This window comes from Candidatus Protochlamydia phocaeensis, assembly GCF_001545115.1.
Classification (GTDB): Bacteria; Chlamydiota; Chlamydiia; order Chlamydiales; family Parachlamydiaceae; genus Protochlamydia_A; species Protochlamydia_A phocaeensis.
Genome location: NZ_FCNU01000002.1, coordinates 1 through 12,489, shown reverse-complemented (window position 1 = coordinate 12,489; position 12,489 = coordinate 1). Strand labels below are relative to the sequence as shown.

The window sequence follows — 12,489 nt, the reverse complement described above, 5'->3', positions numbered from 1 at the left end:
TCCGCTGGGATATTTGAATGAGAAGGATAGATTTGAAAAATATTTTGATTAAAGGGTGTGTTAAATTCAAATTTAAATGACATGTATAAAAAAAGACCTGCGACTAAACGAGCTGCGCGAGTGGCGCAGTTTAAGGCGGCTGCAGGTGATGTCAAGCCCTTCTTTTCAAGAACCGCTCTTATGGGTGGCGAACCCTCCTAAAGCTGCTAACGGCCTAGATTTGAATTCTTTTCTCCTAGGCGGAGGTCCGAAGATGGGAGAAGATAATCTTGGAGATAGACAATTAGCAATTCGACGACAGTCTCTAAACAGCTATCTTAATTTAAAAATATCTGCTATTTAATAGAAGTAATCATTCTGGTTTTTATTTTTTTCCCCCGATCTGTTAAGATGTTTTGCAAAAAGTTAAAAGTTATACCTAAACTACAAGGAAAAGAATGGATACGTGTGCTTCGCCTCAATTCTTTTCAGCCGATCGCGCGGCTGTTATTAAACAATTAGGCTCGCAGCAGCTGATTGACTGCTTACGTAAAATGCTGCTGATCCGCAATTTCGAACTGCGCGCTGAAGCGGCCTATCAGCAGGGGAAAATTGGCGGCTTTTTTCATGCCTATGTAGGGCAGGAAGCTATTCAAACAGCAGCCGTGCAGGCTCTTGGACCAAATAATTGGTATGCGACTTCTTATCGTGTTCATGCCTTAGCCCTTTTATTGGGAGCGTCTCCTAATGAATTGATGGCCGAGCTTTACGGGCGGGCAACTGGAAATGCCAGAGGGCGCGGGGGATCGATGCACTTTTTCACAGAGCGTTTGCTTGGCGGTTTTGGAATTGTGACCGGTCAGGTTCCAATTGCAACGGGTGCTGCCTTTACTTTGAAATACGAGGGAAATAAGGATGAAGTGTCGATCTGCTTTATGGGAGATGGGGCTGTGCCGCAAGGGGCTTTCCATGAGTCTTTAAATTTAGCGTCTCTATGGGATCTTCCTTGTATTTATGTCATTGAAAATAATCAGTGGGGGATGGGGACGGCGGTTCAAAAGGCTGTTAGCGTATCGCATTTAGCTGAAGATAAAGCTCCCGGATATAATATGAAGGGATATACATTCGATGGAATGGACTTTTTTAATTGTTATGGGGGATTTTCCCATCTTTTTCATGAAGTCTTAGAGACGCAGCGTCCCGTCTTGGTAGAAGTCGTGACCCAGCGTTTTAAAGGGCACTCTATTTCTGATCCGGGCCTTTACCGCTCCAAAGATCAGCTTAAAGAAGTGATGATCCGCGATCCTATCCAGATCATGCAGGCGACCTTGATAGAGGAAGGAATGATAAGCGAGGAGCAAGTAAAGCAAATGGATAAAGAGATTCGCGAAATAGTGATAGAGGCCATGCATTTTGCGGATAATAGCCCGTGGCCAGATCCGCAGACGTTGGAAGAAGATGTTTTCGCTCCTTAATAAAGACTTATTAAATCATTGATAGAAGAGGTAGACACGTGGCTAACGGAACACAAGTCGTGGAAATGAGAGAGGCGCTTCGCCAAGCCATTGATGAAGAGATGGAGCGCGATTCAAAAGTTTTTGTCATGGGCGAAGAAGTGGGCGAATATAATGGCGCCTATAAAGTCACAAAAGGAATGCTAGCGAAATGGGGCCCCAAGCGCATTGTAGATACGCCTATTTCAGAGTTGGGATTCGCCGGTCTTTGCGTTGGAGCTGCGATGACAGGGCTTCGTCCTATCGTTGAATTTATGAGTTTTAATTTTTCCTTTGTTGCAGCCGATCAATTGATTTCCAATGCGATTAAAATGTATTACATGTCAGGCAATCGGTTTTCCGTTCCCATTGTTTTTAGAGGACCAAATGGCGCTGCGGCACAAGTATCTAGCCAGCACTCGCATTGCGTAGAGGCTATATATGGAAATTTGCCCGGTTGGTATGTGATCGCTCCCAGCAACCCCTATGATGCCAAAGGGCTTTTAAAGTCAGCTATTCGCAATAATAATCCGGTCTTATTCTTAGAGTCGGAATTGTCTTATGGCGATAAAATGGAAATCCCAACGAGTGAATATCTTGTTCCTATTGGGAAAGCCCAAGTGGTTGTTCCCGGCCAAGATATTACTATCATTTCTCATAGCCGCATGGTCAATGTTTGCAAAGAAGTTGCCAAGGAATTGGCTAAAAAGGGAATCAAAGCCGAATTAATAGATTTGCGCACGATTAAACCTCTTGATATTGCGACAATTGCGACATCTATTCGAAAGACCAATCGCTGCGTCATTGTGGAGGAAGGGCATATCTTTGCAGGTATTGCTGCCGAAGTCGGATTTCAAATCATGGAGCATTGTTTTGACTACTTGGATGCCCCTTTAGAGCGGGTTTGCCAACGAGAGACACCCATGCCTTATTCCAAAGTGTTAGAAAGAGAAACGTTGCCAAACGTTGAAAGAATACTCGCAGCTGTTTATAAAGCCCTGAATAAAAATTAGGAGATTATATTTTATGCCTTTTGCACTGACGATGCCAAAACTGTCTCCCACAATGGAAGAAGGAACGATTGTTAAATGGCATAAAAAAGTAGGCGATTTTATTCAACCGGGCGACCTTTTATTCGAAGTTGCCACCGATAAGGCAACAGTTGAACATAATGCGCTAGATGAAGGCTGGCTTCGTCAAATCCTTGTCAATGAAGGACAAGAAGCGGTGGTTAACCAAGCAATCGCTGTTTTAACCGCAGATGAAAAAGAGAGCTTTGAAGGCTATCAGCCGCCGCAATTGCCGTCCGAATCTGCTGAAGAGCCGAAGAAAGAAAGTGTATCTGAAGGACAGAAAGTAGAGGGAAAAGCGGAAGAGCCTGAAAAGCGTAAAGGAGCGGCCTTACAGCAACCAGTTTTTACTCCGGAGCCCCCTTTAGAAAATTATACCTTTGAATTTCCTACAGAAACATTGGAAAAGCGCATTTTAGCTTCTCCTTTGGCAAAAAAACTCGCTAAAGAAAAAGGATTAGACCTGACAACGATTAAAGGCACAGGCCCTAATAGGCGCATTATGAGCCGGGATCTGGAAAAGGCGCAGCCCGCGGCCGGTATCGTTAACTTTGGCCGACGTGAGAGCCCTCAACGGCCTGCCGGAAGCTATGAAGAGCAACCTTTATCTCCTATGCGTAAAGTCATTGGGCAAAGGCTTCAGGAATCCAAGTCTTTTATCCCTCATTTCTATGTGACGCATACTATCTTGGCAGATGCTCTTGTTGATCTACGGGAACAGCTTAAAAATAACCAAATCAAAGTATCGGTCAATGATTTTATTGTTCGCGCTTGCGCGCTGGCATTGAAGCAACATCCCAAAATTAATACAGGATTTAATTCGGCTAATCAAACGATTATTCAATTCCAAACAATTGATATTGCCATTGCTGTGAGCATGGAAAGTGGGCTCATTACTCCTATTGTTCGCCATGCCGATTTTAAAAATTTGGGAGAGCTTTCCGTTGAAATTCGCTCCTTGGCTCAAAAAGCCAGAGAGGGAAAGCTGGAACCGCAGGAATATAAAGGAGGATCTTTTACAATTTCCAATTTGGGAATGTATGGAGTCTCTCATTTTCAAGCGATTCTCAATCCTCCTCAATCGGCTATTCTAGCAGTCGGAGGAATTCAAGAGGTTCCCGTTATTCAAAATGGAAAGATCATACCTGGTAAAACCATGACCCTGACACTTTCTGTCGATCATCGTGTCATCGATGGAGTTGAGGCAGCGGTTTTTCTTCAAACATTAAAAAACTTATTAGAAAACCCTGGAATTTTATTAATTTAATAATGTTGATTTTTATTTTAAAAGGTGTTAGAGTTTATCTTTTCTTAATAATGTTTTTATCTTTAATTTATTTTTATTTAATAGATTTTAGTTTGAATTTTTTGGATAATAGGAAGTAGTATGACAGTTTGTTTAAGAGCAACAATGACAGAAACAGTGCCTTCTTGCTCTTTAATAAGTGAGACAAGGATCGCAGTAAATGAAACGGCGCAGCCCAGACAAGATATGGAGGCGGATCAAGTTGAGCTTGCGACTATGCGTCTTCTAGCCAATTTGAATTGGCTTGCAGACGGCCATCCTAGAAATGAGGTCATAGATCTAGCTAATGATCTATTGGAAGCGCCTTATCGCCGCAATGAAGACACTCGTCCTACTCACCGTTCTTATAGAAGAAGTTTAAATGTTAATGCAGACGTTGTACCTGCGGCAGGGCTTCTTAGTTTTATTCAAACGATATTTATTGGTTTAGGCACGCTTTTTCTCGGCTATCAGGCCTTTCACTCAGGTCAAGATACTAGAACTTTTGAAAAGATGACAGAAACGCTTAATATCAATAAATTTATTTGGAAGACGGTTTTGAAGAGTTCATATCGCCCAGGGTATGATACAATTATGGGAAGTGCCTTTCAACAAGCACAAAAGCTTATCCAAGAGAAGCAATCCCTAGCTACCTATTCCTATTATTTAAGAATTACGCTGCTTGCATCCGGAATTCTTACAACTCTCAGCTTTGTTTTCATTAGCTCTCCTATTTATACGTTTATGGGTCTCTCAGTTTGTACCATTACTTCTATTTTTATGATTGTTAAATATGGAAAAAGTTCTTTCGCACAATTTCAGTTTACGACTAATTTAAAAAATAAATTGAAGCAAGCGGAAGAGACAGCTTATCTCTTTCGATTGGATAGCCTTTCTTTTACGACGCCTTCGTCAAATTCTCATCCTTCTTTGCAGCCTAGGGGAATTATTCCTCCTTCTCCTGTTTAGGATCTTTTTAACCTTGTCTATTCAATTCATTGAATCGGTTGCTTAGAAGATATTAAAAATAGTTTATTTTCATGGGTGCGCATCGAACTGTTTCTCGTGCTAGTTAAATGCAAAAAGAAGGCGCTCATGAAATTACTGAATCCTTTTCTTAAATCCAAAAGTTTTAATATAAATATTTTATGAAAATATTTTAAATTGTCTTTGTTTATCAAAAAGGGTAGAATTTAATCACTAGGAGGCTGGATTGCATAATCTCGAATAGCCATCTGACGGCGGTCTCTAGGGAGCTAAACCTATGTTGCAAGAAGAATTGAGATTTAAGACATACATATTGATTTTTCTACAGATAGGGAGTTAATTTTCAACTTTCAGGAATTGCTATGATCTGGCCAATCAATCATGAAACGGAGTATGTTTTTTCGCTCCCTTCCAGACGTCCCCTTCTCAGACAGGAAATAAATCCTTCCGAGCAGCCTGCTTTAATTAGGGGACAAGAAGGGGGATGGGGAAATAAAATTACTGTCGTTGTCGATGCTCTTTCTTCCATCTTAAGTCCATTGATTAGTTTGATTTGTCAGATAGCTAAAATTATTTTTTACCCTTTCACATGGAGCTATAATAAGGCCCTATCGCTTTTTGATCGGTCGCCTAGGGAAAATACGCCTTTAAGTCAGACGAGCAGAATCCTTACACCTCCGCCTGTAGTGCCTAGTTTGGATAGGAATGCAAGTCATCCTATAGAGAATTTATCCCCCCTTCCTCCTATTTCTCTGCCTGTATCGGAGATAAATGTACAGGCTTCTTCAGAATCAAATTCGTCCATAAAAGAAGGAGGCGAGGACGCTGCCGGCACGCCTAAGAGTCCAGAAGAGCGCATGCTGAGAAATTTGCGCAAGGCAATTAAAGAACATAGAGAAGAATGCGTCATAGATGAAGAAAATATGTTCTCTTCCGTCAAAACTCATTTATCGTTCAGGTTGTTTGAATGTGAAGAGAAGGGTTCTATACGCGAAGACATGGAAGATGCCCATTTCTTTATTCCTGTAGAGAATGGCTATTTAATGGGATTATTTGACGGGCATGGAGACAAGGGAAAAATTGCGCGATTTGCGGCTTTGCAGTGTAAAAGGTTATTTCCTCTGGAAAAAGCAAAATCTCCGGATGATTTAAGAGCTGTTTTCACTCATATAATCAATCAAATTCATCAACAAGTCATTCAGAAATCCTTTCCTGGGGGAAGTACCGCCGTAATTGGCTTTATCGATAAAAAGACGAATCGCATTTATACCGGCACACTTGGAGATTCCGAAGCTAAAATTTTTCGGAAAACGGAAAAGGGGTGGCAGGTAATCCCTCTTTCTTGTGTCCGAGATTGGTCAAGCAAAAAAGATGCAGCTCGTGCAGCACGAGCTTTAAATAAGGACCTCATCGCTGAAGTTTGGCCGCGAATGCGAGCAAAATTTTTAAGGTTTCCTACCTTAAATGAAGGTGTGAATGTCAGTCGTGCAATTGGTGATCAAGAGTATAATGAATGGAATGGAAAACCGGGAGTGATTCAAAAGCAAAAAACGACAATGGCGGAGTTAAAGAAGGGAGATCTACTTATAATGGCTTGTGATGGCTTATGGGATTATGCAAAAGATCGGGAACTCATCGATCAAGTATTAAATCCTTGGTTAGAAGATCAGGAACTTGATCTAGCTCAATTGATCGTGGATTATGCTTTAAATAAAAAAAATAGCACGGATAACGTATCGGTAATCGCTCTTTACACAGAAAAAAATTGAGTTTTTGCAAATGAAGGAATAAAGCGATACATGCTTTAATTGAGCTCTCAACCCGGTTCACTAGCAAAATATCTAGCTTTTTCTCTGCAGTCTCTGTTTGCGTTGTAGATTTTATATTCTGAACGCTTTTTCTATTATACAGATAAATACAAACTACACAGTGCATAAAGACTGCAGAGAAAATTCGAAAGCGTAACTTTTATTTTAAAGTTGCTCTATATTGCCTTCCGAAGATGTTTCTAGATTAACCAACAGCCAAAGAGCGTGCGGAGGGCGGCTAATTAGTCTTAGCTTTCGCTCAAGTGGCGATAGCTTCTTCTATCGCTTGCAGTCTTGCCTCATGTTTTTTAAGCTGATCCACATACCTTTCAATATTGCGCAGGAAGACTTGATTGCGGTTATATTCATTCAAAGGCGCTGCGGGAACACCTCCATATTTGCCAGCAGATAAAGATTTGGTAACTCCGCTCTTTCCTGCAACGGTTACGCCATCGGCAAGATGAAGATGTCCGGCAACAGCGACTTGTCCGGCCAAAATGACGTGTTTTCCGGTTGATGTCGATCCTGCAATTCCAGTTTGCGCAATAATAATATTATGCGGTCCTATGCACGCGCCATGCCCAATCTGCACAAGATTGTCAATCTTGCTGCCTTGCCCAATTTTTGTACTTTTGAAGCGGGCACGATCAATAGTTGTATTAGCTCCGATTTCAACGTCATCTTCAATCCAAACATCGCCCACTTGATTCAGTTTGATATGACGGCCTTGCTTATCTGTGATATAGCCAAAGCCGCATGAGCCAATCACAGCCCCTGGTTGAATGATCACCCGATCGCCAAGAAGGCAATTTTCGCGAATGACTACCCGGGGATGAATGAGACAATGCTGGCCAATGCGTGTATGAGGGCCAATATAAACTCCGGCTCCTATGAAAGAATGGGCCCCTATATGGACACCTTCGTCAATGATGGCCTGAGGGCAAATCGTAACGTTCTCTTCTATTTTTGCGCTCGGATGAATAACCGCTGTAGAGTGAATGCCTGTAAATCCGGAAGGGTGCGATCTTTGAGGATGCAATAGATCGACAAGCTGTTGGAATGCCCGTGAAGGCTGTTCCGAGATCAGAAAATTCTTTCCTTCAATTATCGGGGCTTGCGCATCGACAAAAATGACGCCCGCTTGAGAAGATTTCATGGCTTGCAAATAGCGGAGATTGGATAAGAAGGATGCATCGGCAGATGTGGCGTTTTCTAAGTCTGCTACATTTTCAATGACGTGGTCAGGATTGCCAATAAGCTGGCAGCCAGTATAAGTGGCTAGTTCTTGCAAATGAATAGTCTTTTTTTCTCGCATAAAACCTTTAAAAGAATTTCAGTTAGTTAACTGAATTGAGTTAAAGCCAAATTCGGAAAATGTCTTTAACTAGATTAATTTTTTTCAATCAATTATTCTGATTTTATGGATTTAATGCCACTAATAGATGCTGTGAATTGATTTTGAGGCGGAAAGGGAATTAGACGAGAGATGGATTAAATTTCTTAATAACTTTAATCCATCTCCATGGTTTATTAGAGCGCTTTGCTAAGCATTAGCGCTTTTTATTGGGGCTATCTTTTGGTTCAGCATCATAAATAGCATTCATTTTAGCAATAATACGATCTGTTACATCCAATTGAGGAGAAAAGAACGTGCATGCCTCATCGCTAAAAATAACATCTAAAGTTTGGCCATTGATAGGCTCTTGCGCCACTTGTATGGATGCCTTGCTGATACTATCCGTCAATTTTTGAACGATCTTGATATTGGCTTGTTGGAGCGTCTGAATATATTGGTTTTGCAGTTGCATGCCCTCTTGTCTGATTGTTCGCTTCTTACGCTTCAGCTCGTTAGCTGCATCTTCTGAAATGCTATCCATATAATCATCATCGTTTAGCTTGCTTTCAATTTCTTCTAAATCGCGTTCTTTATCTTGCAAAATAGATTCCATTTGATTTTTCATTTTCTCAAAATTGGCTTGCTCTTGCTTTCCTAATTTAGACTCATCTAAACAGCGCTTTGTATTAACAATGCCAATTTTAATTGCTTGGCCTGAGGAAGGGTTCCAATTTTGTTGGGCAAAGCAGGACAGGGCGAAGGTACAAGCCCATAGCGTTCCAAGACCCAGGAACCAATGACGTAATTTTTTCATAGCGTTCTCCTTATTGATTTAATAAGCTAAGAGGATAGTTTGAAACTCATAATAGCCTGGAGAGAAAATCTCTCGCATCCAGTGTTTAACATGTTTTAAGAAATTATCTTAGAAATTTCCTCCAAAAGAAAGAAAGAACTTTTTCACTTCGCTGCGATTGCGTGGATTTAGCGGATAGCCCATCCCCAATGTAATAGGTGGAACGCTGTCAATTAGCTTGAATCGTGTTCCATAACCGACAGCAACGCTCATTCTGCCAAATTCCCAGGTATCTTGCGAGAGATGGCCTGCATCAAAGAAAGCAAACAGTTCAAAATCTTGCGTAATGCGACGGGATAGCTCGACCGAATAAAGCTGCATAGAAATACCGCCGCGTGGAATATGGTCATGCGCATGCTTATACTGAGGCCCCAGGCGATAAGGACGATAACCGCGAACATTAAAGTCGCCGCCTAAGAAAATTCTTTCATCCAAAGGCAAAGAATCAAAAGTCGTGTCGCCAAGCGGTTGGATAAAGCGGAAATCAGCCCGATATCTCAATATCATCCGGCTGCCTATTCCTAAGTAATAACTGTTTAAGTAGCCGAGGCTAAAGAAGGAATGGTCTCCTCCCAATCCCGCATATTCGATCAATAACTTCGATCTAAATCCTTGAGAAGGCTTAATAGGATGGTTGGTCGAATCATAGCTCAAAGAGGCTCCTATTGCAGAAATAAGGCCATGGATATTGGCATCATGCTCCAATTGAGAGATATGGCTTCCTCCATGATGAAGATTGACGCTACCATTTTTTAAGCGGTATTGGATTCCCAAGCGCAAGAATTGGTTGACATTGTATTGAGCCCGCAACATTAACGCGACTGTTTCTAAATCGTACTCTTTAGAGATATAGCGCGTGCTTGATTTAGAAAGATCGCAGCCAATCGTCCAATTGGAGTCCATAAAGTATGGCTTTGTCCAGGAGAATGTATAATTGCGGCTTTTTTGACCAATTTGCGTACTCAGTTGTGCATATTCACCGCCGCCTCTCAGCGCCCGAAGCCCGTCTCTCCAGAAATAATAGAACCCTTCATGATTGAAATTACGCTCGGTGATATTAATTCCCCCGAAAATTTCTTCCGTGCTGCTATATCCCAAAAAGGCGCTGAATTGACCTGTATTTGTCTCTTCTACTTCGATATAGACATCCCGATAGTCGCTTCCAAGTGAAGACTCTGTGCCTTTTACGATATAGACATTGACATTTTTGAAATAGCCAATGTTAATCAATCTTTGTTCAGATGCCTTGAGCTTAAGGACGTTAAAAATTTCACCGGGAACTAACAAGGTTTCGTGCAAAATGACTGAAGTTTTTGTTGCAATATTACCGAATACGCGGATCAAGCCGACTCTGAACTGTTCGCCTTCTTCAATCTTAAAATGCACATTATAGCGATGCTCTCCTTCAACAAGTTCGGGTTCAAAATCAATAAAGGCATCGACATAGCCGATACGGCCATAGGCATCTGTCAAACGCTCCAGCGTATCGCGCAGATCTTCTAAAGAAAAAGGCATGCCATCGCGTATGAGGAATAAGCGGTCGATCTCTTCATCGCAAATCACTTGATTGCCCTCAAATGAGAGGCGCCCAAAGTAATAGCGTTCTCCTTTATCGGCTATAACCGTGACAATAATGCGATCGGTCTTGCAAGATTCCATTACCGTGATATCTACTTGGGCATCCGCAAACCCTTCATTTTGTAAATAGTTCGTAATAATGAGTTTGTCTTGCTGAATGGCATCTTCATTGTAAGTTCCCTCTTGAGTGAACCAGCTCATAAAGATGTTATATTTCTTCGTAATCATCTGATGCAGAATTTCGCTCTGCTCTTTATCCGTAAAATTGACAAATTCGATTTCTTGAATTTTTCCCGAGCGCCCTTCATGAATATCGATTGTAATATCAACTTCATTTGTTTCACTGTTAAGTTCGACATGATAATCCAAATGCGCTTCAAAAAAACCTTTGCGAATGTAATAAGCTTTTAGCTTATGAAAAGCTTCATTAAAAGCTTGGCGTTCGTAAACAGCAAAGCATCCGATACCCAATTCTTTTTGAAGGCGATTTGTAGAGACGCGGTGATTCCCATGCCAATGAATGGTGCGAATGGTCGGCTTAGGCCATAAATGGATCGTTACATGCACGTGCTCTTCATCAGTTTCTATAGTTGGCTCCACTCGGTCATAGTCTTGAGAAAGGGTTTTCAGATCTTCATCAAAATCCGCTTGCGAGAAAAATCCTCCCTGTTTAGTGCCCAAACGGGTTGCAATAGCATTATTATCGGATATAGTGCCCGTTCTTGTATGAACAATAATGTCCACACTTTCAATTGTTTGATTCTCATATTGTAAAACTTGTGCAGATGCAAATTGAAAGAAAATTAAACAAAAGAAATGGAAAACAAAAAAGATCTTCTTAGTCATAATTGGCCTCAGCGTTGGCAAAAAAAAGGATGTCCTTATTTCGACTATTGATACAAGTAGAAAAGGTAAGTGATCATAGGAAATAAAGCCCTATTTTGCAACTAGAACTCTAGGGAATTAAAGATTGAAGGGAGCGTCAATTAAAGGTTAAGCCATTTAACAAATGGCTAGATTTTCTAAAAATTAAGCTTAAGATTTAGAATGTTAAATGGTTATGATTTTTTAATTGGAAAAAGAGGCACAAGAAAGAACTCTTTGCCTCTCTTAATGGTTTTAATTTAATTGATTATAGCGAATGTTTCTCAGGACTTCAGCGAAGGGTTCAATGATCTTTTGTGCATGGGATTCATGGATTCCTCTATTGGTCATGCCTAAAATCATATAGTCGCAATTCATTGCCATTTGCTCGATTTTAGAGCGATACTCTTCTCGGTCTGGAGTTGCCATTTGCTTCCATTTATTTTCTAAATAGTCAGCTGTCTTTTCAAATCCCGTTTGCAAATATTCAAAAGCTTCCAGCTCCCGTTCTCCGGAATCGCCCCAAAAGTAAGTCATGCATCCCGTAATCATCAAGCCGCTCATGCCGCTTAGGATGGCCAGTCCAATTGTCAAAGCAGAAGGGGCATGAATGGCCAAGGGGACTCCGCAGGAAATCATAGGGCCTACACAAAATAGCGCACATGTATTGCGGTTTAAATTAATTCTAGCCGCGTTTAGAGAGCGATATTCTCTTTCTGTAAGATAAGTGGGATAGGCGGGGTCCGGATCTGTCCAGCAAGATCCGTATCCGCAGCAAATCGTATCTAGAAAAATTTGCTTGAGATTGCAAAAAAAATTAGCCCCCAATTCTAAAGCTTTGTTTCCGCAAGGAGCCGGAATGGCTTTCATACGGGACGATTGGACTTTTTGTTCCTTATTGGCTAAATATTCAAGGATTGATTCCAATAACTGCGCTTCTTCTCTTTTTTTGTTTTTATAATCTTCTTGTGAAAGGGCAGGAGAAATATAAGTGGGAAAAGGGGGAATAAAATTTATTAAAGACATGTTCATGCATTCCTTTTTAACTTATTTAATTAATAAAATTTTAAATTGATAAAAATAAACTTATTCTATTTTGCGAATTCCTAAGAGCCTGTTAAAAAACTTGGTTTGTCAAACGTTTTAGCATTAATTTAGACATTGCCAAATAGATAAAAGCTTCAGAAGTTGAGGGATAATATTCATAGTCTTTACTCAATCTTCGATACCTTCCAA

The 12,489-nt window shown here is 40.9% G+C and carries 10 protein-coding genes; 6 read left to right on the top strand and 4 right to left on the bottom strand.

Going from position 1 to position 12,489, the window contains the following annotated elements:
• The first annotated feature begins 76 nt into the window (after positions 1-76).
• From BN3769_RS00110 to BN3769_RS00085, 6 genes are all read left to right on the top strand, one after another.
• A complete protein-coding gene (locus BN3769_RS00110; protein WP_154017752.1) occupies positions 77-343 on the top strand; it encodes a hypothetical protein in 267 nt (88 codons plus the stop codon).
• A 94-nt stretch (positions 344-437) separates the two neighbouring features.
• Positions 438-1,454: a pyruvate dehydrogenase (acetyl-transferring) E1 component subunit alpha gene (gene pdhA, locus BN3769_RS00105; RefSeq protein WP_068466329.1), complete on the top strand. Its 1,017-nt coding sequence runs from the start codon at positions 438-440 to the stop codon at positions 1,452-1,454.
• 38 nt (positions 1,455-1,492) lie between these two features.
• On the top strand, positions 1,493-2,485 hold the full coding sequence (locus tag BN3769_RS00100) for a pyruvate dehydrogenase complex E1 component subunit beta (RefSeq protein ID WP_228840570.1): 993 nt from the start codon (positions 1,493-1,495) through the stop codon (positions 2,483-2,485).
• A gap of 13 nt (positions 2,486-2,498) precedes the next feature.
• Positions 2,499-3,809: a pyruvate dehydrogenase complex dihydrolipoamide acetyltransferase gene (locus tag BN3769_RS00095; protein ID WP_068466327.1), complete on the top strand. Its 1,311-nt coding sequence runs from the start codon at positions 2,499-2,501 to the stop codon at positions 3,807-3,809.
• A 120-nt stretch (positions 3,810-3,929) separates the two neighbouring features.
• Complete coding sequence (locus tag BN3769_RS00090; RefSeq protein WP_195155513.1) at positions 3,930-4,796, top strand: hypothetical protein; 867 nt, start codon at positions 3,930-3,932, stop codon at positions 4,794-4,796.
• Positions 4,797-5,176: 380 nt separating this feature from the next.
• Positions 5,177-6,583, top strand: a complete 1,407-nt coding sequence (locus BN3769_RS00085; RefSeq protein ID WP_068466324.1) for a PP2C family serine/threonine-protein phosphatase — start codon at positions 5,177-5,179, stop codon at positions 6,581-6,583.
• A gap of 298 nt (positions 6,584-6,881) precedes the next feature.
• Here the strand turns inward: BN3769_RS00085 and lpxD are convergent, their stop codons facing one another.
• The 4 genes from lpxD to BN3769_RS00065 all read right to left on the bottom strand — a co-directional run bounded on the left by lpxD (position 6,882) and on the right by BN3769_RS00065 (position 12,279).
• Positions 6,882-7,937 carry a UDP-3-O-(3-hydroxymyristoyl)glucosamine N-acyltransferase gene (gene lpxD, locus BN3769_RS00080; protein ID WP_068466322.1) on the bottom strand — a complete coding sequence of 352 codons (1,056 nt, stop codon included), beginning with the start codon at positions 7,935-7,937 and terminating at the stop codon, positions 6,882-6,884.
• A 235-nt stretch (positions 7,938-8,172) separates the two neighbouring features.
• Positions 8,173-8,772, bottom strand: a complete 600-nt coding sequence (locus tag BN3769_RS00075; protein WP_068466319.1) for an OmpH/Skp family outer membrane protein — start codon at positions 8,770-8,772, stop codon at positions 8,173-8,175.
• A gap of 108 nt (positions 8,773-8,880) precedes the next feature.
• The gene (bamA, locus tag BN3769_RS00070; protein WP_079989342.1) at positions 8,881-11,235 is read right to left on the bottom strand and encodes an outer membrane protein assembly factor BamA; all 2,355 of its coding nucleotides are present in this window, start codon (positions 11,233-11,235) and stop codon (positions 8,881-8,883) included.
• Between the two features lie 273 nt (positions 11,236-11,508).
• Entirely contained in the window at positions 11,509-12,279 is a 771-nt protein-coding gene (locus BN3769_RS00065) for a hypothetical protein (protein ID WP_068466316.1), read from the bottom strand.
• Between the last annotated feature and the right edge of the window lie 210 nt (positions 12,280-12,489).